At 72.0% G+C, this 20318-nt stretch carries 19 protein-coding genes; 14 read left to right on the forward strand and 5 right to left on the reverse strand.

Translation table 11 applies throughout. The features are described 5' to 3' along the window. Positions 1-2 precede the first annotated feature (2 nt). A complete protein-coding gene (locus AB0A69_RS18395) occupies positions 3-539 on the forward strand; it encodes an arginine repressor (protein WP_361422385.1) in 537 nt (178 codons plus the stop codon). A 62-nt stretch (positions 540-601) separates the two neighbouring features. Here AB0A69_RS18395 and AB0A69_RS18400 read toward each other — a convergent pair whose 3' ends face one another. Continuing rightward, a complete protein-coding gene (locus AB0A69_RS18400; protein WP_361422388.1) occupies positions 602-1195 on the reverse strand; it encodes a pyridoxamine 5'-phosphate oxidase family protein in 594 nt (197 codons plus the stop codon). 311 nt (positions 1196-1506) lie between these two features. Between AB0A69_RS18400 and AB0A69_RS18405 the strand changes: the two genes are divergently transcribed. Both AB0A69_RS18405 and argH read left to right on the forward strand, forming a co-directional pair. After that, positions 1507-2700, forward strand: a complete 1194-nt coding sequence (locus AB0A69_RS18405; RefSeq protein WP_361422391.1) for an argininosuccinate synthase — start codon at positions 1507-1509, stop codon at positions 2698-2700. Positions 2701-2796: 96 nt separating this feature from the next. After that, complete coding sequence (gene argH, locus AB0A69_RS18410) at positions 2797-4224, forward strand: argininosuccinate lyase (protein WP_361422394.1); 1428 nt, start codon at positions 2797-2799, stop codon at positions 4222-4224. Positions 4225-4245: 21 nt separating this feature from the next. On the opposite strand, the gene AB0A69_RS18415 is transcribed toward argH, so the two are convergent. Next, on the reverse strand, positions 4246-4752 hold the full coding sequence (locus tag AB0A69_RS18415) for an HAD domain-containing protein (RefSeq protein WP_361422397.1): 507 nt from the start codon (positions 4750-4752) through the stop codon (positions 4246-4248). 85 nt (positions 4753-4837) lie between these two features. On the opposite strand from AB0A69_RS18415, the gene AB0A69_RS18420 reads away from it, so the two are divergent. Together AB0A69_RS18420 and AB0A69_RS18425 are read left to right on the forward strand one after the other, a co-directional pair. Next, the gene (locus AB0A69_RS18420) at positions 4838-5389 is read left to right on the forward strand and encodes a helix-turn-helix domain-containing protein (protein WP_361422400.1); all 552 of its coding nucleotides are present in this window, start codon (positions 4838-4840) and stop codon (positions 5387-5389) included. Continuing rightward, complete coding sequence (locus AB0A69_RS18425) at positions 5386-6930, forward strand: MFS transporter (RefSeq protein ID WP_361422403.1); 1545 nt, start codon at positions 5386-5388, stop codon at positions 6928-6930. The genes AB0A69_RS18420 and AB0A69_RS18425 overlap by 4 nt, the downstream gene beginning before the upstream one ends. Positions 6931-7121: 191 nt before the next feature. Here the strand turns inward: AB0A69_RS18425 and AB0A69_RS18430 are convergent, their stop codons facing one another. Beyond that, a complete protein-coding gene (locus AB0A69_RS18430; RefSeq protein WP_361422491.1) occupies positions 7122-7751 on the reverse strand; it encodes a lysophospholipid acyltransferase family protein in 630 nt (209 codons plus the stop codon). A 284-nt stretch (positions 7752-8035) separates the two neighbouring features. On the opposite strand from AB0A69_RS18430, the gene AB0A69_RS18435 reads away from it, so the two are divergent. The 3 genes from AB0A69_RS18435 to AB0A69_RS18445 all read left to right on the forward strand — a co-directional run bounded on the left by AB0A69_RS18435 (position 8036) and on the right by AB0A69_RS18445 (position 10452). Beyond that, positions 8036-9166, forward strand: a complete 1131-nt coding sequence (locus AB0A69_RS18435) for a glycerophosphodiester phosphodiesterase (protein WP_361422406.1) — start codon at positions 8036-8038, stop codon at positions 9164-9166. Between the two features lie 95 nt (positions 9167-9261). Continuing rightward, complete coding sequence (locus AB0A69_RS18440) at positions 9262-9936, forward strand: sigma-70 family RNA polymerase sigma factor (RefSeq protein WP_361422408.1); 675 nt, start codon at positions 9262-9264, stop codon at positions 9934-9936. A gap of 39 nt (positions 9937-9975) precedes the next feature. Next, a complete protein-coding gene (locus tag AB0A69_RS18445; RefSeq protein ID WP_361422410.1) occupies positions 9976-10452 on the forward strand; it encodes a GNAT family N-acetyltransferase in 477 nt (158 codons plus the stop codon). On the opposite strand, the gene AB0A69_RS18450 is transcribed toward AB0A69_RS18445, so the two are convergent. Both AB0A69_RS18450 and AB0A69_RS18455 read right to left on the reverse strand, forming a co-directional pair. Beyond that, positions 10430-10804 (reverse strand): hypothetical protein, encoded by a 375-nt coding sequence (locus tag AB0A69_RS18450; RefSeq protein WP_361422494.1) that lies wholly within the window; start codon positions 10802-10804, stop codon positions 10430-10432. The genes AB0A69_RS18445 and AB0A69_RS18450 overlap by 23 nt on opposite strands. Positions 10805-10841: 37 nt before the next feature. Continuing rightward, positions 10842-11201: a hypothetical protein gene (locus tag AB0A69_RS18455; RefSeq protein ID WP_361422413.1), complete on the reverse strand. Its 360-nt coding sequence runs from the start codon at positions 11199-11201 to the stop codon at positions 10842-10844. Between the two features lie 613 nt (positions 11202-11814). On the opposite strand from AB0A69_RS18455, the gene AB0A69_RS18460 reads away from it, so the two are divergent. The 6 genes from AB0A69_RS18460 (at position 11815) to cobT (ending at position 20169) form a co-directional block, all read left to right on the forward strand. Further along, entirely contained in the window at positions 11815-12879 is a 1065-nt protein-coding gene (locus AB0A69_RS18460; RefSeq protein ID WP_361422416.1) for an ATP-binding cassette domain-containing protein, read from the forward strand. Then, positions 12876-13547 carry a methionine ABC transporter permease gene (locus AB0A69_RS18465; protein ID WP_361422419.1) on the forward strand — a complete coding sequence of 224 codons (672 nt, stop codon included), beginning with the start codon at positions 12876-12878 and terminating at the stop codon, positions 13545-13547. Before AB0A69_RS18460 ends, AB0A69_RS18465 begins: the two co-directional genes overlap by 4 nt. Positions 13548-13616: 69 nt before the next feature. Further along, a complete protein-coding gene (locus tag AB0A69_RS18470; protein WP_361422422.1) occupies positions 13617-14486 on the forward strand; it encodes a MetQ/NlpA family ABC transporter substrate-binding protein in 870 nt (289 codons plus the stop codon). 171 nt (positions 14487-14657) lie between these two features. Next, complete coding sequence (locus AB0A69_RS18475) at positions 14658-15305, forward strand: GNAT family N-acetyltransferase (protein ID WP_361422425.1); 648 nt, start codon at positions 14658-14660, stop codon at positions 15303-15305. A 67-nt stretch (positions 15306-15372) separates the two neighbouring features. Next, positions 15373-16581, forward strand: coding sequence for a precorrin-6y C5,15-methyltransferase (decarboxylating) subunit CbiE (gene cbiE, locus AB0A69_RS18480; RefSeq protein WP_361422428.1), 1209 nt, complete (start codon positions 15373-15375; stop codon positions 16579-16581). Between the two features lie 312 nt (positions 16582-16893). Then, positions 16894-20169: a nicotinate-nucleotide--dimethylbenzimidazole phosphoribosyltransferase gene (gene cobT, locus AB0A69_RS18485; RefSeq protein WP_361422430.1), complete on the forward strand. Its 3276-nt coding sequence runs from the start codon at positions 16894-16896 to the stop codon at positions 20167-20169. The last annotated feature ends 149 nt before the right edge of the window (positions 20170-20318 follow it).

Genomic DNA, 20318 nt, shown 5'->3' on the forward strand with positions numbered 1-20318 from the left:
CGATGAGCGAGGCCCAGGACAACGAGAACGGCGGGCCGTCCGTTCCTCAGACGCGCACCGCGCGCCACCGCCGGATCGTGGACATCCTCAACCGGCAGCCGGTGCGCTCCCAGAGCCAACTGGCGAAGCTCCTCGCGGACGACGGGCTGAGCGTCACCCAGGCGACGCTCTCCCGCGACCTCGACGAGCTCGGCGCGGTCAAGATCCGCAACACGGGCGGCGAACTGATCTACGCGGTCCCCAGCGAGGGCGGCTTCCGCACCCCGCAGGCCCCCCTCGGCGAGTCCGCCAAGGAGGAGCGCATGCGGCGCCTCTCCGGCGAACTGCTGATCTCCGCCGAGGCCTCCGCCAACCTGGTGGTCCTGCGCACCCCACCGGGCGCGGCCCAGTTCCTCGCCTCCGCGATCGACCAGGCCGAACTCCACGCGGTCCTCGGCACCATCGCGGGCGATGACACCCTGCTCCTCATCTCCCGCGACCCGTCGGGCGGCCAGGCTCTGGCGGACCACCTGCTGCGGCTGGCGCAGAAGGAGCGCTGAGCGCCGGCTCGTGCCGGGCGACGGCTCCGCGGCCGTCACCCGGCACGAGCCGACGCCGGTTCTCAGACCGTGTCCGTGCGCGGCGGCAGCGGCAAGGGCAGGGCCGGCAGGCCGTCCAGGCTCACACCGACGTGTTCCTTCTTCTCGCAGTACGCCGCGAACTCCTCGTCCGTCTTGCGGCCGAAGTGCTCGGCGTGCTGCGTGCGCTCCTCGCGGTAGTCCATGAACGGCACGGCGAAGCCGCACGCGTCGCTGATGCGCTGGGCGTGGACGAGGATGATCGCGCGGGCCGAGGGGCCGTCGACGTCCTTGAAGTACGGGATGAACTCGGCCCAGCGCGGGTCGTCCCGGAACACCGCCTCGCCCTTGCCGTGCACCCGCAGCACCTTCGGGGGACCGCTGAACGCACACCACATCAGCGTGATGCGGCCGTTGCCCTCCTCGCGCACGTGGGCGATGGTCTCGGCGCCGCTGCCGCCGAAGTCGAGGTAGGCGAGGGTCAGTTCGTCGATGACGACGAGGCTGCCCTTGCGGCCCTTGGGGGAGAGACTGACGTGGCCGTCGCCCGTCAGCGGGGCGGTGGCCGTGAAGAACACCGGCTGCTGCTCGATGAAGTCGCGTATCCGGCCTTCGATGCGTGCGTAGCGTTGTCCCATGAGCGCATTATCGTCCCACCCGTTGCGCCCGGGACAGGAAACGATAATGGCCGCTCGCGGACGGCAGTTGGTCGTGCCTGCCGGTGGCGACGGCCCGGCCGCCCTCCAGGACGACGATGACGTCCGCCGCCCGGATGGTGGAGTACCGGTGCGATGACCAGCAGGGCGCACTCGCGGGACACCCGCCTCACCGGCCCCGCTCCCGCCTGCGCACCGTGTGGCCCGCGTCACGCCCGCGAGCCCGGATTGACGAACCATACGGACCCCTGCATACTTATACCCATCACCGCATGCACTGTAAGGAGAAACCCGTGACCGAGCGCGTCGTACTCGCCTATTCGGGCGGACTGGACACCTCCGTCGCCATCGGCTGGATCGCCGAGGAGACGGGTGCCGAGGTCATCGCCGTCGCCGTGGACGTCGGCCAGGGCGGCGAGGACCTGGACGTCATCCGCAAGCGCGCGCTCGCCTGCGGTGCGGTCGAGGCCGAGGTCGCGGACGCCAAGGACGAGTTCGCCGACGAGTACTGCCTCCCGGCGATCAAGGCCAACGCGCTGTACATGGACCGCTACCCGCTGGTCTCGGCGCTCTCCCGGCCCGCGATCGTCAAGCACCTGGTCGCCGCCGCCAAGAAGCACAACGCCGGCATCGTCGCGCACGGCTGCACCGGCAAGGGCAACGACCAGGTCCGCTTCGAGGCCGGCATCCAGGCCCTGGGCCCCGACCTGAAGTGCATCGCCCCGGTCCGCGACTACGCGATGACCCGGGACAAGGCCATCGCCTTCGCCGAGAAGGCGGAGCTGCCGATCGCCACCACCAAGAAGTCCCCGTACTCCATCGACCAGAACGTCTTCGGCCGCGCCATCGAGACCGGCTTCCTCGAGGACATCTGGAACGCGCCGATCGAGGACATCTACGAGTACACGTCGAACCCCGCCACCCCGCGCGAGGCCGACGAGGTCGTCATCACCTTCAAGGAGGGCGTCCCGGTCGCCATCGACGGCAAGCCCGTCAGCGTCCTCCAGGCCATCCAGCAGCTCAACGAGCGCGCCGGCGCCCAGGGCATCGGCCGGATCGACATGGTCGAGGACCGCCTCGTCGGCATCAAGTCCCGCGAGGTCTACGAGGCTCCCGGCGCGATCGCCCTGATCACCGCCCACCAGGAGCTGGAGAACGTCACCGTCGAGCGCGAGCTGGCCCGCTACAAGCGGCAGGTCGAGCAGCGCTGGGGCGAGCTCGTCTACGACGGCCTGTGGTTCTCGCCGCTCAAGCGCGCCCTGGACGGCTTCATCAACGAGGCCAACCAGCACGTCTCCGGCGACATCCGGATGACCCTGCACGGCGGCCGCGCCGTCGTCACCGGCCGGAAGTCCGAGCAGGCGCTGTACGACTTCAACCTCGCCACGTACGACACCGGCGACACCTTCGACCAGTCGAAGGCCCAGGGCTTCATCGACATCTTCGCCCTGTCCGCGAAGATCGCCGCCCGGCGTGACCTGGCCTGACGCCGACTCGTTCGACAGCCGCCTCCCCGTCCGCGCCCGGAGGGGGAGGCGTCGTACTTCCACAGCTTGACCCACAGCCTTGAGGAGCTTGAGCAAGTGAGCAGCAACACCGGTGACGTCCGGCTCTGGGGTGGCCGTTTCGCCGACGGCCCCGCCGAGGCCCTGGCCAAGCTGTCGGCGTCCGTGCACTTCGACTGGCGCCTCGCGCCGTACGACATCGCCGGCTCCCGCGCCCACGCGCGCGTGCTCCACAAGGCGGGGCTGCTCACGGCGGACGAGCTGACGCGCATGCTGGCGGGCCTCGACCAGCTGGAGGCGGACGTCGCGAGCGGCTCCTTCGTGGGCACCATCGCCGACGAGGACGTCCACACCGCGCTGGAGCGCGGTCTGCTGGAGCGGCTCGGCCCGGACCTCGGCGGCAAGCTGCGGGCCGGCCGGTCCCGCAACGACCAGGTCGCCACGCTCTTCCGGATGTACCTCCGCGATCACGCCCGGATCATCGGCGGCCTGCTCGCCGACCTCCAGGACGCCCTCGTCGGCCTCGCGGAGGCCCACCCGGACGTCGCCATGCCGGGCCGTACGCACCTCCAGCACGCCCAGCCGGTGCTCTTCGCGCACCACGTCCTCGCGCACGTGCAGTCCCTGTCGCGGGACGCCGAGCGGCTGCGCCAGTGGGACAAGCGGACGGCGGTCTCCCCGTACGGCTCCGGCGCCCTCGCCGGCTCGTCCCTCGGGCTCGACCCGGAGGCGGTCGCCAAGGACCTGGGCTTCGAGAACGGCAGCGCGGGCAACTCCATCGACGGCACGGCCTCGCGCGACTTCGTCGCCGAGTTCGCCTTCATCACCGCGATGATCGGGGTGAACCTTTCCCGGATCGCCGAGGAGATCATCATCTGGAACACGAAGGAGTTCTCCTTCGTGACGCTGCACGACGCCTTCTCCACCGGCTCGTCGATCATGCCGCAGAAGAAGAACCCGGACATCGCGGAGCTGGCGCGCGGCAAGTCCGGCCGCCTGATCGGCAACCTGACCGGGCTCATGGCCACCCTCAAGGCCCTGCCCCTCGCCTACAACCGCGACCTCCAGGAGGACAAGGAGCCGGTCTTCGACTCCTGCGACCAGTTGGAGGTCCTGCTCCCCGCCTTCACCGGCATGATGGCCACGCTCACCGTCAACCGGGAGCGCATGGAGGAGCTGGCCCCGGCCGGCTTCTCCCTCGCGACGGACATCGCCGAGTGGCTGGTCAAGCGGGGCGTGCCGTTTCGCGTGGCGCACGAGGTCGCGGGCGAGTGCGTCAAGGAGTGCGAGGCGCACGGCATCGAGCTGCACCAGCTCACCGACGAGCAGTTCGCCAAGATCTCCGAGCACCTCACCCCCGAGGTCCGCACGGTCCTCAACGTCCGCGGCGCCCTCGCCTCCCGCGACGGCCGCGGCGGCACGGCCCCCTCGGCCGTCGCCACCCAGCTCTCCGAGGTCAAGGCCGACCTGGTGATCCAGCGCGCCTGGGCCACCGCGAAGCACTAGGCCTCACCGGTCCTCGCGACCTCACCTCGCCGCCGCCCACTCCGCGAGCGCGTCGAAGTCCGGCCGTATCAGTCCGATACGGGGATCGACGTGCAGCAACAGGGCGGCGGCGAGGTGTTCCCGCTCCACGTACTCCCGGTCGTACGCCGTGATGTCGTCGTCCACCCAGGCGAACGGCCGCCCCGCCGCGTACTCGAGGATGTACTGCGTCTTCCAGAAGGTCCCGCGAGGGGCCTTTCCGTGCATCTGGGGCCAGTCGATGTACGGCAGCTCGGGCAGGCCCAGGTGCGGTCCTATCCAGTCGTTCGCCTCGCCCTTCCACGTCGTGGCCCAGACGAGCTCGTAGTCCTCCGCGAGGGCGAGCAGCTCCTTCCCGTGCTCCGGATCGAGCCACACCCGCAGCGGCTTCCCCTCCGTCCAGCCCGTCGGTCGCATGCGGTGGGTGGTGTACCCCTCCGGTCTGCGCTGGGCCTGGGCGGCGTACGGATTGAGCGGACCGTCCACGTCGATCAGCAGCAGTGGCTTCATGCGCCTCAGCATCCTGTCCTCCTCCTCGTGAGTCGATCGAATTTCGAATGAGACATTGCTGTCTCATGTGGGTTATGGTTGTCTCATGACAGTCGATCGTGAGCAGGTGCTGCGCACCGCCGCCGCCCTCCTCTCCCGCAAGGCGACCGCCACCATGGACGAGGTCGCCCGCGCCGCAGGCATCGGCCGGGCCACTCTCCACCGGCACTTCGCCGGGCGGGATGCGCTGGTGAGGGCGCTGGAGGCGCTCGGCATCCAGGAGTTCGAGGCGGCCATCGACGCCGCCCGGCTCGACGACGGCCCCGCCGAGGCGGCGCTGCGCCGGCTCATCGCCGGAGTGGAGCCCGTCGCCGGACTGCTCGCGTTCCTCGTCACCGAGAACCAGCTCTTCGAGGGCGACCAGATGAACGAGGGCTGGGCCCGCCTCGACGCCCGCGTGGCCGCGCTGTTCCGGCGCGGTCAGGAGGAGGGCGATTTCCGGATCGACCTCACACCCGCCTGGCTCACCGAGGCGCTCTACGGCCTCATCGGCACCGGCGCCTGGGCCGTGCAGGACGGGCGGGTCGCCGCCAAGGACTTCCAGTACATGATCGCCGAGTTGCTGCTCGGCGGAGCACGCAGGAGCGTGGAGAGATGACCCGTACAGAACAGCTCACCAAGGGATCGGAGGTTGTACGCCGCCCCGGGCGGTGGCTGGCACTCGCCGTACTCGTCCTGGCCGTGCTGCTCGTCGCGGTCGACGCCACCGTCCTCGGCCTGGCCACCCCCTTCCTCAGCGAGGACCTGCGCCCCACCGGCACCCAGCTGCTGTGGATCGGCGACGTGTACTCCTTCGTCATCGCCGGTCTCCTCGTCTCCATGGGCAGCCTCGGCGACCGCATCGGCCGCAAGAAGCTCCTGCTGACCGGTGCCGCCGCCTTCGGCGCGGTGTCCGTGCTCAACGCGTACGCCACCACCCCCGAGCTGATGATCGTCGCCCGCGCGCTGCTCGGTGTCGCCGGCGCGACCCTCATGCCGTCCACGCTGGCGCTCATCCGCAACCTCTTCCACGACCCGCGCGAGCGCAGCCTCGCCATCGGCGTCTGGGGCGCCATGGCCTCGGCCGGCGCGGCCGTCGGGCCGGTCGTCGGCGGGTTCCTGCTGGAGCACTTCTGGTGGGGCTCGGTCTTCCTGATCAACCTGCCCGTCATGGTGGTGCTGGTGGTCGTCGGCATCAAGTTCATCCCCGAGTCGAAGAACCCGGCGCCCGGCCCCTGGGACCTGCTCAGCGTCGCGCTCTCGCTCGTCGGCATGATCGGTGTCGTCTACGCCGTCAAGGAGGCTGCCGCGCACGGCCTGCGCCTCGACATGGCCGTCGCCGCCGTGATCGGCGTGGGTGCCCTCACCTGGTTCGTACGGCGCCAGCTCCGGCTGGAGGCTCCCGTGCTGGACATGCGGCTCTTCCACCACCGGGGCTTCTCCGGGGCCGTCCTCGCCGACCTGCTGACCATCCTGGGCCTGTCCGGACTGGTGTTCTTCCTCTCCCAGTTCCTGCAACTGGTGCAGGGCCGCCAGCCGCTGGAGGCGGGCCTCGCCGAACTGCCCGCCGCGATCGGCGCCGTGACGGCGGGTCTGATCGCGGGCACCGTCGCCCGTCGCTTCACGGTGCGGTCCGTCGTCTCCGGCGGCCTCGCCGGCGTGGGCCTGGCCCTCGCCGCGCTGACGCTGCTCGACCGGTCCACCGGCTACCCCATGCTCGGCGCGTCGCTGCTGGTCGTCGGCGTGGGCGCGGGCTTCGCGTTCACCGTCACCGCCGACGTCATCCTCTCCAGCGTCCCCCGGGAGCAGGCGGGCGCGGCCTCGGCGGTGTCCGAGACGGCGTACGAACTCGGCGCGGCGCTCGGCATCGCGCTCCTCGGCTCCGTCGTGACCGGCGTCTACAGCGACTTCGCCACACCGGACGGCGTGCCCGCCGGTACCGCCGTGGCCGCGCACCAGTCGCTGGGCGGTGCGGTGGAGGCGTCCGCCGGCCTGCCGGACGCCACGGCCACCGCGCTGGTCACGGCCGCGCAGGACGCCTTCGTCGAGGGCCTGCGCATCGCGGCGGGCGTCGGCGCGGTCGTCCTGCTGGCGACGGCGGTCGCCGCGTGGTTCCTGCTGCGGGGCCAGAAGCTTGCGGAGGGCGTCGAGCACCCGTGACGCCATGACGAAGGGCCGCACCCCCACCGGGGGTGCGGCCCTCCGTCGTATACAGCCGTGCGCGCGCGAACCCGTCGGCTACGCGGCCTTCGTCTTCGTCGCGGTTCGCGGCCGCCGCCCTCGCGGGCTCGGCGCAGGGGCGACTCGCAAGCTTCGGGCGGCCGCGCCGGCCGCCGGCCGTCGGTGGCCCGTCAGGCCGCCTTCGCCTTCGTCGCGTACATGTCCACGTACTCCTGACCGGACAGCCGCATGACCTCCGTCATCACGGAGTCCGTCACCGCACGCAGCACGTACCGGTCGCGGTCCATGCCCTCGTACCGCGAGAACTCCATCGGCTCGCCGAAGCGCACCGTCACCCGGCCGGGGCGCGGCAGCCCGGCGCCGCCCGGCTGGAGCTTGTCCGTGCCGATCATGGCGAACGGCACCACCGGCGCGCCCGTCATCAGCGTCAGCCGCGCGATGCCCGTGCGGCCCCGGTAGAGCCGGCCGTCGGGGGAGCGGGTGCCCTCCGGGTAGATGCCGAAGACCCTGCCCTCCTCCAGCACCCGGCGGCCCGTCATCAGCGCGGCCACGCCGCCGTTGGCGCCGTCGCGGTCCACCGGGATCATGCCGACGCCCGTGAAGAACCAGGCCATCAGACGGCCCTTGATCCCCTTGCCCGTGACGTACTCGTCCTTGCCGATGAAGCAGACCTGCCGGTCGCAGACGATCGGCAGGACGATCGAGTCGATGAAGGTCAGGTGGTTGCCCGCGAGGATGACCGGTCCCGACCCGGGGATGTTCTCCGCGCCCTCCACCCGGGGGCGGAACATCAGGCGCATGACGGGGCCGAGCACTGCCTTGATGAGGGCGAAGCGGGACAACGAGTCCTCCGACGAAGTAGCCGAAAAGCCAACCGGGTATGTGACCAGTATGTGCGGGTGAGGACGATACTCGCGGGTCACCCCGCACCGCACATCGGGTTGACGTACCCGATACGCGACGTTGACCTGTGTTTTCCACACGTTCGCCGGGGGTCTCCCGTACGTAAGGCCGAAGTACCTACGATCGGGCCTCGCTCACTCGCCCGAAAGGGCGATCACGCTGACGTACGTAAGGAGCCTTCATGACACAGGGTGCGCGCAGGCGAGCCGTCCTCGGGGCGGCGGTGCTCGGCTCGGCCGCCGTCCTCTCGGCGGGGAGCGCCGGTACGGCACAGGCCAGGCCCTCCGCCCCGCACCGGCGGCTGCCCGTCCCCACGGTCATCGCGCACCGCGGCGCCAGCGGCTACCGGCCGGAGCACACCCTCGGCTCGTACCAGCTGGCCCTCGACATGGGGGCGCACGTCATCGAACAGGACCTCGTCCCGACGAAGGACGGCCACCTGGTCTGCCGCCACGAGAACGACATCACCGGCACCACGGACGTCGCCGACCACCCCGAGTTCGCCTCCCGCAAGACGACCAAGACCGTCGACGGGACCACCCTCACCGGCTGGTTCACCGAGGACTTCACCCTCGCGGAGCTCAAGACCCTGCGCGCCAAGGAGCGCATCCCGGCCACCCGCCAGGAGAACACCCTGTATGACGGGCGCTGGACCGTCCCCACCTTCGAGGAGGTGCTGCGCTGGGCCGAGAAGGAGGGCCGCCGGCGCGGCCACCCGGTGTGGCTGTACGTCGAGACCAAGCACCCGACCTACTTCCGCAAGCTCGGCCTCGGCCTCGAGGAGCGGCTCGCCCGGCTGCTGCGCCGGTACGGGCGCCACGGCGCCGACTCGCCGACCTTCCTCCAGTCGTTCGAGCCGACCAGCATGGAGCGCATGGCGAAGCTCGTCTCCACGCCGCGCGTCGTGCTGCTGTGGACCCCGGACGACCGTCCGTGGGACTTCCGCGAGGCGGGTGACCCCCGCACGGTCGCCGACCTGATCACGCCCGAGGGCCTGAAGGGGATCGCCGCGTACGCGCAGGGCATCGGCCCACTGCTCGACCTCGTCATCCCGAAGGACAAGAACGGCAAGCTGGGCAAGCCGACCACCCTGGTGCGTGACGCGCACGCCGCGAAGCTGCTCGTCCACCCGTACACGCTGCGCAACGAGAACACCTTCCTGCCGGCCGACTTCCGGCGCGGCACGGATCCGGCGGCGTTCGGGGACGTCTTCGGCGCGTACGAGACCTACTTCGCCACGGGGATCGACGGAATCTTCACCGACCACCCGGACACGGGCCTGCTGGCGGCGGGGGACGCCCGCACCCGCTGAGCCGGGGGCCGGGAGCCGGGCGCCGGGGTCACCCGCACGGGCGGTTTGGGCGGCGCGTGGAAACCGCCGCCCTGACCGCCCGAGTCATGCCCGGCATGACGACGACACCGACCGGCGCCCCCGGCACCGCCCACCTCCCCGAACCCCTCCGCGCCCTCGCGCCCCTCCTCGCCGCCGAGTGCCACGCCGAGGCCACGGCCGCCGGCATCGAGCCGGACGACCTCGAACAGGCGGTGTGGCTCCGCCTCCTGGAACGGCTGGACGGCTCCGGCCCCGCCTCCCCGCCCGGCTCCGGCCCCGCCTCCTCGCCCGGTTCCAGTCCCGCCTCCCGGCCCCGCGGCGGCCCCGCCTCCCGGCGGCCCGGCGGCGTGCCGGACGACCCCGCCGACTGGCTGCGCCGCGCCGTGCGCGCCGAGGCCCGCCGCGCCCGCCGTACGGCCGTGCGCGAGCACCCGTACGGCGGCGAGGAACCGCCCCCGTTCCCCTTCCCCGTCCCGGACGCCGGGCACGAACCCGGGCCCGAGAGCGCCGCCCTCACCGCCGAACGGCGCCGCGTCCTGCGGCACGCCATCGATCGGGCACCCGCCCACTGTCGGAGGCTGCTGGCTGCGATGTTGTCGCCAAACGACCCGACCTACCGCGAAATCGCAGGAGAGTTGGGTATCTCACAGGGGAGTCTAGGGCCGATGCGTTCCCGTTGCCTGGGATGTCTGCGCAGAATGCTGCCGGCAGAGGTTGCCGCTCCCGCCCATCGGGGAATGGTGCGGTAGACCGACAGGGCGTATCAGGTGAGCCGGAGGCATGCACACATGGGCATGAGCGTGACCATCTCAGCGGCGGACGAGCAGGACGCGGAGCACATCCTCAAGCTGCAGTACCTCTGCTACCAGAGCGAGGCCGAGCTCTACGGCGACTACACCATCGAGCCCCTCACCCAGACCCTCGACGACCTGAAGGCCGAGATCGCCCGTGGCCACGCGCTCGTGGCGCGGCTCGGCGGCGAGGTCGTCGCCTCCGTACGCGGCGAGGTCGACGCCACCGGCACGGCCCGCATCGCCAAGCTCATCGTCCACCCGCGCATGCGCCGCCACGGTCTCGGCAGCCGGCTCCTCGACGCCATCGAGCAGCACTTCGCCGCCGACCCGGCCGCCAAGCGCTACCAGCTCTTCACCGGCCACCGCAGCGACGGCAACCTGCGCCTCTACCGCAAGAAGGGGTACGAGGCGGTCGCCACTCGGCAGGTGGGGCCGCGCCTCACGCTGGTCACGCTGGAGAAGGCCGCGTAGCCGCCTTCCGCAGCCACAGGATCCCGGTCACCGGCAGCAGCACCGGGATGAAGACGTAGCCGTACCCGTACCGGGACCACACCGTGGAGTCCGGGAACGCGCCCGGGTCCAGCAGCGACCAGGTCCCCACGGCCAGCACGCCCACCAGCTCGGCGGCGCAGCACACCAGCGCCGCCTTGCGGGCCGTCTCCCCGCCCCGTACCAGCGTGTACGTGATGAAGACGTACACCACGGCCGCGAGGGCCGACAGCGTGTACGGCAGTGGCGCGCGGTCGAACTCGGTCGCGATCTGGTACGCCGACCGCGACACGGCGCCGACCGACATCACCCCGTACAGCCAGACCACGAGCATGCCCGGCCCCTGGACCAGCCTGCGCTCCGCCGCCACGTCAGGCCCCCCAGATGTCGAAGAGGCGCACTTCCAGCACGGCCAGCACGACCGCGCCCGCCGCGACGGTCGCCGACCCCCAGCGGGTGCGCTCCGCCAGCGACATGAACCCGGCCGCCGGCACCGCGCAGAACGCGCCGAGCAGGTACGCCACGAAGATGGCCGTGCCCTCGTCGGCCTTCTCGCCGCGCGCCAGCAGCACGACGCCGATGACCAGCTGAGCGAGCGCCAGCACCGTCACCACCGCCATGCCGATGAAGTGCCAGTCCTTGGTGGGCTGGTCCCGGTAGGCGGCGAAGCCGCACCAGGCGGCGAGGGCGAGAGCGGCCACGGAGACCGCGACCGTCAGGGCGTCGAGCATGCGCCGAGACTAATACGGGCCAAATGGCCCGGTGCGACCGCCCCCATGGGCGGCACCCGGCTCCGTCCGCCATCCCGGCAGCCGTGGTCTTGACCACAACATGCCACTGCGCGCGGGCCGCCGCCGCGGCCGCCGAGCCGGTCGTCCCGTCGTATTCGCGCAGGTCATGGAGGTGTCGCCACCGCCCGATGTGCGGAATGCCGGCGTCCGCATGGTGTGACGCAGCAGTCCGCTATGCGGACAGCCGCCCGAACCCCGAAGACGTGTCTGCTTTACTGGCACGCATGACCACGACGAGCAGCCGCACCCTTGCGACCGAGGCGATGATGACGCCCGGTGCTCGTTGTATGTGTCGAATGTGCGCCTTCTGAGGGCCCCCGCGTGAGCCTCGCGCCCCGAAGCGAGACCGACAGCCGAGCCGGCCGCCGCGCCCGTACGCCAGCAGAACGAAGACCGCGACCGCCGGACCGCGCCGCCCGCCCCGCGCACGTGCCACCCCCCGGCCACCGCCGAACCAGCCGTGCCGCGCGTCGGAACGACGAACGACCCGTGTGACGAATGCCCCGTGCCCGGCGGACTCCGCGCCGCGCACTCGACAGTGACGGAAACCCCTGTGATCACCACCTCGGGCCTGACCAAGGTCTACGAGACGAGAGGCCGCCAGGTCACCGCTCTGGACGGCGTCGACCTCCACGTCCGCGAGGGCGAGGTCTTCGGCGTCATCGGACAGAGCGGCGCCGGCAAGTCCTCCCTCATCCGCTGCGTCAACCTCCTGGAGCGCCCCACCTCCGGCACCGTGACGGTCGACGGCACCGACCTGACCGCGCTCGCCGGCCGGGGCCGCCGCGCCGGCAAGGAGCTGCGCCGCGCGCGCAGCCGCATCGGCATGGTCTTCCAGCACTTCAACCTGCTGTCCTCGCGCACCGTCCAGGACAACATCGAGCTGCCCCTGGAGATCCTCGGCGTCCACGGCGCCGAGCGCTCCCGCCGTGCGCGCGAACTCCTCGACCTCGTCGGCCTCGCCGACAAGGCCAAGGCGTACCCCGGCCAGCTCTCCGGCGGCCAGAAGCAGCGCGTCGGCATCGCCCGCGCGCTCGCCGGCAACCCGAAGGTGCTGCTCTCCGACGAGGCGACCAGCGCGCTGGACCCGGAGACCACCCGCTCCATCCTCCAGCTGCTGCGCGACCTCAACCGCCAGCTCGGGCTGACCGTCCTCCTCATCACGCACGAGATGGACGTCGTCAAGCAGATCTGCGACTCGGCCGCCCTCATGAAGAAGGGGCGGATCGTCGAGTCCGGCACCGTCGCCGAGCTGCTCGCCACCCCCGGCTCCGAGCTCGCCCACGAGCTCTTCCCGGTCACCGGCACCGCCACCGGCCCGGACCGCACGGTCCTCGACGTCACCTTCCACGGCGAGGCCGCCACCCAGCCGGTGATCTCCCAGCTGTCGCGCACGTACAACGTCGACATCTCGATCCTCGGCGCCGCCATGGACACCGTCGGCGGCAAGCAGATCGGGCGCATGCGCATCGAGCTGCCCGGCCGTTACGAGGAGAACGTCGTGCCCGTCGGCTTCCTGCGCGAACAGGGCCTCCAGGTCGACGTCATCGACGACGAGGCGACCGGTGCCGCCGACGCCACCGAAGAGCCGCTGCTGGTCAAGGAGGCCACGAAGTGACCTGGGAAGAGATGCGGCCCCTGCTGGAACAGGGCACCATCGACACGCTCTACATGGTGCTGTGGTCCACCGTCGTCACCGTCATCGGCGGTCTGCCGCTCGGCGTCCTCCTCGTCCTCACCGACAAGGGCGGACTGCTGCAGAACCGACCGGTGAACAAGGTCATCGGCGCGATCGTGAACGTCGGCCGCTCGCTGCCGTTCATCATCCTGCTCGTCGCGCTGATCCCCTTCACGACCTTCGTGGTCGGCACCTTCATCGGCCCGAGCGCCATGATCGTGCCGCTCTCCATCGGCGCCATCCCCTTCTTCGCGCGCCTGGTCGAGACGGCGATCCGCGAGGTCGACCACGGACTGGTCGAAGCCGTCCAGTCCATGGGCGGCTCCATCCCGACGATCGTGCGGAAGGTGCTGCTCCCGCAGGCCCTGCCGTCCCTGATCGCCGCCCTCACCACCACGGTCATCACGCTGATCAGCTACTCGGCGCTGGCCGGCGCGGTCGGCGGCGAGGGGCTCGGCTCCAAGGTCATCACCTACGGCTACCAGCGCTTCGAGACCGAGTTCATGCTGGTCACCGTGGTGCTGCTGATCGTCATCGTGACCGTCGTCCAGCTCATCGGCGACCTCGCCGTACGGCTCCTCGCCCGCCGGGGACGTACCGCCTCCTGACTTTCTCCCCCACACAGCCCGCACTCCTTGTCCGGGCGTTGTCCGCACCACCAGAAAGAGGCACTTTTCGTGCGTAAGAACATCAAGAACCTGAAGCTCACCACCGCCTTCGCCGGCATCACCGCCCTCGCCCTCGGCCTCACCGCCTGCGGCACGGCCTCCGACCCGGGCGCGAAGTCCGACTCCGGCAAGGCCGACCCGTCGAAGCCGCTCGTCGTCGCCGCGTCCCCGACGCCGCACGCCGACATCCTCACCTTCGTCAAGGACAACCTGGCCGAGAAGGCGGGCCTGAAGCTGGAGGTGAAGGAGTTCACGGACTACGTCCTGCCCAACACCGCCACCGACCAGGGCCAGGTCGACGCCAACTACTTCCAGCACAAGCCGTACCTCGACGACTTCAACAAGAAGAACGGCACCGAGATCGTCCCGGTGGTCAACGTCCACCTGGAGCCGCTCGGCTTCTACTCCAAGAAGGTCAAGGACCTCAAGGACCTGAAGCCCGGCCAGACCGTCGCCGTCCCCAACGACACCACCAACGAGGGCCGCGCGCTCAAGCTCCTCGCCGACCACGGTGTCATCACCCTCAAGGACGGCGTCGGCGCCGACGCCAAGCTCTCCGACATCAAGGACAAGAAGGGCCTGGAGTTCAAGGAGCTGGAGGCCGCCACCGTGCCCCGCGCCCTGAACGACGTCGACGCCGCCGTCATCAACGGCAACTACGCCATCGAGGCCAAGCTCAACCCGGCCAAGGACGCCCTGGCGCTGGAGAAGCCCGAGGGCAACCCGTACGCCAACTTCCTCGCCGTCAAGAAGGGCAACGAGAACGACGCCCGCGTGCAGAAGCTCGTCAAGCTGCTGAACTCGCCCGAGGCGAAGAAGTACATCGAGGAGACCTACAGCAACGGCGCGGTCATCCCCGCCTTCGGCGCCGTGAAGTAACACCCTCGAACCCCGCAGGCCCCGCGCACCCCGTCCGGTACGCGGGGCCTGCGGCGTCACAACGGTGACGTAACGACGCGGCCGTACCGACCCGCCCATGCGTACCGCGTGCCCCATGCTGCATGCTGTGCGTTCATGGCTTTACGAACGGTTTTACGGACGGTCTTCGGCATGGAGCAGCGCATGACATCCACCTTTCCGGACATCTCCATCAGCACGGAACGGCTGGTGCTGCGCCCCTACGAGGAATCGGACATTCCGGCTCACACCGAGATGATGAACGACGAGCTGATCGTCGCCTGGACGTCGGTTCCCCACCCGTACACCACCGCCCACTCCGAGGAGTGGGTCAGCAGGATCGCTCCTGCCGAGCGCACCGAAGGCCGCGGCATCGTCCTCGCCGTCACCGAGTTCCTCACCCAGCGGCTCGTCGGCACCGTCCACCTCCGCAACACCAACTGGCACACCCGCGCCACCGAGGCCGCCTACGTCACCGCCCCCTGGGCCCGCGGCGAGGGCTACGCCACCGAGTCCCTCCTCGCCGTCGCGCAGTGGCTCTTCCGCGACCGGCGCTTCGAACGCCTCGAACTGCGCACCGCCGCCGGCAACACCGCCTCCCAGCAGGTCGCCCAGAAGATCGGCTGCATCAGCGAAGGCGTGCTCCGCAACGCGTGGATAGCCCGCAGCCGGACGGAGGACGGCGGCTGGGCCGACATCCGCACCGACCTGATCGTCTGGAGCCTGCTCCCCGAGGACCTCGAAGGCGCCGCCGACCAGCACGCCGACGCCGGCTACTCCGGCTTCACCGACTGGAACTGACCGCCGCCCCGCGCGGTACGCTCAGGCTGCCCCCGACCTGCATCAACACCCCAGGAGACAGACGAAGATGGCCGACCGGGTCACGGTGATCGGCTGGGACGGCTCGCCCCTCACCGCGGCCGCGCGGTCCGCCCTGTCGGCCGCCACCCTGGTGGCCGGAGCCGCCCACCACCTCGCGCTCCCCGAGGTCCCGCCGACCGCCGAGCGCATCCGCCTCGGCAGCGTCGACCTCGCCGCCCGCCGCATCGCCGGCCACCGCGGCACCGCCGTCGTCCTCGCCGACGGCGACCCGGGCTTCTTCGGCGTCGTCCGCACCCTGCGCGCACCCCAGCACGGGCTGGAGGTCGAAGTGGTGCCCGCCGTCTCCTCCGTCGCCGCCGCCTTCGCCCGGGCCGGCATGCCCTGGGACGACGCGCAGATCGTGGTCGCCCACAGCCGTACGCTGCGCCGGGCCGTCAACGTGTGCCGCGCCCACACCAAGGTCGCCGTCCTCACCTCCCCGGGCGCCGGCCCCGCCGAACTGGCCCTGCTCCTCGAGGGCGTGCACCGCACCTTCGTCATCTGCGAGGAGCTCGGCACCGAGCGCGAACAGGTCACGGTCCTCACCTCCGACAAGGCCGCCGACCACGCCTGGCGCGACCCCAACGTCGTCATCGTCATCGGCGCCACCGCCGCCCCCGCCCCCGCCGGACCCTGGCTGATGGGCCGCGACCCCGGCCCCGTACGCGGCTGGGCCCTGCCGCCCGGCGCGTACGACGGCGAACCCTCCCGCGGCGAATCGGCGGACCTGCGCGCCGCCCAGCTCGCCCGCCTCGGCCCCCGCCCCGGCGACCTCGTCTGGGACATCGGCTGCGGCTCCGGCGCCCTCGCCGTGGAGGCCGCCCGCTTCGGCGCCGCCGTCATCGCCGTCGACGCCGACCCCGACGCCTGCGCCCGCACCGAGGCCGCCGCACGCCGCTTCGGCGTCCAGCTCCAGACCGTCGCGGGCCACGCCCCGCACGTCCTGGAACGGCTGCCCGAGCCCGACGTCGTACGCGTCGGGGGCGGGGGAGTGCCGGTCGTCGCCGCCTGCGCCGACCGCCGCCCCGAGCGGATCGTGGCGCACGCCACCACCAGGGACGAGGCCGAGGCGATCGGCGCCGCCCTGACGGAGGGCGGATACGTGGTCGAGTGCGCGCTGCTCCAGAGCGTCGAACTCGACACCTCCGCCTGGCGGGAGCGCGACCGCTCCGTGGTGTTCCTGCTGGCCGGAAGCAGGCCGGCCCCGGCCCCGTGACCATGCCACTACGGCACGGGAGGTAGGCTGGCCGATTGTTGTACCGCAGCCGGGCGTTCGGCACTTCGTACGCCAATGTCCGGAAAAGGAGCCCCCTTTGGGGCGGCCGCTGTGGTATGGCGCAATCGGGGGGTGCGCGACGTGGCGCAGTCCACAGCCAACGGTGGCGGAACCCGCTGCCATGCCCGGCCGAAGCCCGCGACAATACGTGATGTCCCGCGGGCCTTCGTGCCGCGCGGCGCGCACGCTCGTTCTCTTCGATGAGTGCGGGCGAAGGTCTGAAGGAGCACAACCGATGGGCGAGGGGTACGCATGACTGACACCGGCCAGGTCCCGGGCGAGGGACAGCCGGAGAGCCCGGGCATGGTGGAGCAGCCGGGCATCCCCGCTCCGGACGCGTACACCTTCCTGGACCCTTCCGACACCACCGCCGAGGACGACGACCTGCTGCTGATGCCGGGCGCCCAGGGCGCGTGGGGCAGCGACCCGCAGGCCGCCGCCGTGGCGCCCCCGCCCATGCCGGTGCAGGCGCAGCCGCTAGCGATGCCGGTGCACCAGACGCCGGAGCAGCTCCAGGCACCGGAGCCGACGCCGCAGCCGGTGGAGGCGCCCGCCCCGGAACCGATCGCTCCGGAGCAGCCGCAGCCCGTGTACGAGGCGTACGAACCGGCCGCCCCCGAGCAGCAGCCGCAGGCGGCGTACGAACCGGCCGCCCAGGAGGCGGACGCGCACGTGGCGGGCGGCCGTGACTCGGGGTCGGTCGACCTCGGCGCCGTACGCATGCCGCTGACGGAAGCCGCGCCCGCGCCCGCTCCCGAACCCGCCCAGGCTCCGGCGCCGGCCGTCCAGGGCCCGCCGCCCGGGCGGCGCCCGCTCCACATGGGGCCGCCGGTGACCGACGCGCCCTCCGGCGTGGTCCGCTCCCTCGCCGACCGCGGCCCGGCCGCCGCTCCGTCGGCTCCCGCTCCCGTTCCGGCGCCGGAGCCGATGCCGGAGCCCGTGCCGGTGCCGGTACAGAACCCGGGCCCGGCGACGACCGGCCCCGAGTACTTCGAGGTGGCCCACGAGGAGCCCGCGCCCGTCCAGCCCGGTCCGCAGCTCGCGGTCGACATCCCGCCGCAGGGCGCGGAGCCGTGGTCCCCGCAGCCGGTGGAGGCCGTCCAGCCGCCGCCCGCCCCGGCGGAGCCCCAGCCGGAGGCTCCGGTTTCAGCAGAAACGGTCGTTCCGGAGGCGCCGGTGGAGCCGTCCGCCGCGGAGCCTGCCGCCGAGCCCGCCCCGGAGCCGGTCGCGACCGTCCCGGCGCAGCGCGTTGCCGCCCCGGAGCCCGTGGCAGAGGCGCCGGCCCCCGCGGCCCCCGTCGAGGCGGAGGCCACCCCGCAGGAGCCGCAGGTTCCGCCTGTGGCGGAGGCGCCCGAGGCTCCCGCGGCTCCCGAGGCCCCTGCGGCGCCCGAGGTACTTGAGGTGCCCCAGGCTCCCGCGGCACCCGAGGTTGTTGAGGTGCCCGAGGCTGTTGCGGCACCCGAGGCCCCCCAGGTGATCGAGCAGCCGGCGGCCGAGGCCCCCGCGCCCGAGACTCCGACCGTCGAGGAGCCGCCCGCCGTCGAGGCCGCCACCGAGGCGCCGGCCGCCGAGGAGCAGCCGGTCGAGGTGGAGGCAGCCCCCGAGCAGGTCCAGCCCGTCGAGGCGGAGGCAGCCCCCGAGCCGGTCCAGCCGGTCGAGGCCCCCGCCCACGAGGAGCCCACGGCCGACACGACCACCACGGACGCCACCGACACCACGGACGCCGCCCCGGCCCCAGCCACGCAGCCGGACGCCGCCCCGGCCACGGACGCCGCCCCGGCGCCGGCGGCGGCCACCCCGCCCGCCCCCGGCTACGACGAAGCCGAGCGCGAGGCGGTCCTGCGCGTGATGCGCGAGCGGCGCGACATCCGCAACGGCTTCCGCAGCGACCCGATCCCGCACGAGGTCCTGCTCCGCGTCCTCGAAGCAGCCCACACGGCACCGTCCGTCGGCCACTCGCAGCCGTGGGACTTCGTCGTCATCCGCTCCGCCGAGACCCGGCGCACGATGCACGAGCTCGCCCAGCGCCAGCGCGAGGCGTACGCGAAGTCGCTGCCCAAGGGCCGGGCCAAGCAGTTCAAGGAACTGAAGATCGAGGCGATCCTCGACACCCCGGTCAACATCGTGGTCACCGCCGACCCGACCCGGGGCGGCCGCCACACGCTGGGCCGCCACACGCAGCCCCAGATGGCGCCGTACTCCTCGGCCCTCGCGGTCGAGAACCTCTGGCTGGCCGCCCGCGCCGAGGGCCTCGGCGTCGGCTGGGTCAGCTTCTTCGACGAGCGCGAGATGGTCCGCGCCCTCGGCCTGCCCGAGCACCTCGAAGTGGTCGCGTACCTCTGCGTGGGGTACGTCGACGAATTCCCCGAGGAGCCCGAGCTGATGCAGGCGGGCTGGTCCAAGCGCCGCCCGCTCTCGTGGGTCGTCCACGAGGAGACGTACGGCCGCCGCGCGCTGCCCGGCGAGGAGCCGCACGACCTGCTCCAGGAGACCGTCGCCAACATCCGCCCGCTGGACGCGAAGGCGCTCGGCGAGGCGTGGGAGCGGCAGAAGCGCATGACGAAGCCCGCCGGGGCGCTCGGCATGCTGGAGATCATCTCCGCCCAGCTCTCCGGTCTGTCCCGGATGTGCCCGCCGCCGATCCCGGAGCCCGCCGCCGTGGCGATCTTCGCGGGTGACCACGGCGTCCACGCCCAGGGCGTCACCGCCTGGCCGCAGGAGGTGACGGCCCAGATGGTGGCCAACTTCCTCGGCGGCGGCGCGGTGTGCAACGCGTTCGCCAACCAGGTGGGCGCGGAGGTCTGCGTCGTCGACGTCGGCGTCGCGGCCGACCTGCCCGCCACGCCGGGCCTGCTGCCCCGCAAGGTGCGCCCCGGCACGGCCGACTTCACCATCGGTCCCGCCCTCACCCGCGAGGAGGTGCTCGCCGCGATCGAGGTGGGCATCGAGACGGCCCGCGACCTGGTCGCCGCCGGCAACAAGGGCCTGCTCACCGGCGAGATGGGCATCGCGAACACCACCTCCTCCGCCGCGCTGATCTCCGTCTACACGGGTGTCGACCCGGCGGAGGTCACCGGCCGCGGCACGGGCATCAACGACGAGATGCACGCCCGGAAGGTGGACGTCGTCCGCCGGGCCCTGGAGCTCCACCAGCCGGACGCGGCCGACCCCATCGGCGTCCTCGCGGCCATCGGCGGCCTGGAGCACGCGGCGCTGGCCGGCTTCATCCTCGGCGGCGCGTCGCTGCGTACGCCGGTCATCCTGGACGGCGTCAGCGCGGGCGCCGCGGCGCTCGTGGCCCGCGCCATCGCACCCGAGGCCCTCGCGGCGTGCATCGCGGGTCACCGCAGCGCCGAGCCGGGCCATGTCGCGGCCCTCAACAAGCTGGGCCTGCGCCCGCTGGTCGACCTGGACCTCCGCCTCGGCGAGGGCACGGGCGCGCTGCTGGCCCTCCCGGTGGTCCAGAGCGCGGCGCGCGCGATGCACGAGGTGGCGACATTCGACTCGGCGGGCGTCACGGAGAAGTAACTCAGCGCTCCGGAGGTCCCGCCCACGAGCGTGAGGGGGACGGGGTCGGAGCGTGGGGGGTGCTCGGGCGTAAAACGACTGAACTCGCGCGAAGCGCGGTGCGGGTTCAAGCGATTCTCCTGCCTCAGCCTCCCGAGTAGCTGGGATTA

It is taken from the genome of Streptomyces sp. NPDC045431, from assembly GCF_040646655.1.
Taxonomy (GTDB): Bacteria; Actinomycetota; Actinomycetes; order Streptomycetales; family Streptomycetaceae; genus Streptomyces.

Bases quoted from the DNA above. Each gene is read 5' to 3' on its own strand.
- AB0A69_RS18395 (WP_361422385.1), top strand. From the start codon at position 3: ATGAGCGAGGCCCAGGACAACGAGAACGGCGGGCCGTCCGTTCCTCAG.
- AB0A69_RS18400 (WP_361422388.1), bottom strand. From the start codon at position 1,195: ATGGGACAACGCTACGCACGCATCGAAGGCCGGATACGCGACTTCATC.
- AB0A69_RS18415 (WP_361422397.1), bottom strand. From the start codon at position 4,752: ATGAAGCCACTGCTGCTGATCGACGTGGACGGTCCGCTCAATCCGTAC.
- AB0A69_RS18420 (WP_361422400.1), top strand. From the start codon at position 4,838: ATGACAGTCGATCGTGAGCAGGTGCTGCGCACCGCCGCCGCCCTCCTC.
- AB0A69_RS18425 (WP_361422403.1), top strand. From the start codon at position 5,386: ATGACCCGTACAGAACAGCTCACCAAGGGATCGGAGGTTGTACGCCGC.
- AB0A69_RS18430 (WP_361422491.1), bottom strand. From the start codon at position 7,751: ATGCGCCTGATGTTCCGCCCCCGGGTGGAGGGCGCGGAGAACATCCCC.
- AB0A69_RS18435 (WP_361422406.1), top strand. From the start codon at position 8,036: ATGACACAGGGTGCGCGCAGGCGAGCCGTCCTCGGGGCGGCGGTGCTC.
- AB0A69_RS18440 (WP_361422408.1), top strand. From the start codon at position 9,262: ATGACGACGACACCGACCGGCGCCCCCGGCACCGCCCACCTCCCCGAA.
- AB0A69_RS18445 (WP_361422410.1), top strand. From the start codon at position 9,976: ATGGGCATGAGCGTGACCATCTCAGCGGCGGACGAGCAGGACGCGGAG.
- AB0A69_RS18450 (WP_361422494.1), bottom strand. From the start codon at position 10,804: ATGCTCGTGGTCTGGCTGTACGGGGTGATGTCGGTCGGCGCCGTGTCG.
- AB0A69_RS18455 (WP_361422413.1), bottom strand. From the start codon at position 11,201: ATGCTCGACGCCCTGACGGTCGCGGTCTCCGTGGCCGCTCTCGCCCTC.
- AB0A69_RS18475 (WP_361422425.1), top strand. From the start codon at position 14,658: ATGGAGCAGCGCATGACATCCACCTTTCCGGACATCTCCATCAGCACG.
- cbiE (WP_361422428.1), top strand. From the start codon at position 15,373: ATGGCCGACCGGGTCACGGTGATCGGCTGGGACGGCTCGCCCCTCACC.
- cobT (WP_361422430.1), top strand. From the start codon at position 16,894: ATGACTGACACCGGCCAGGTCCCGGGCGAGGGACAGCCGGAGAGCCCG.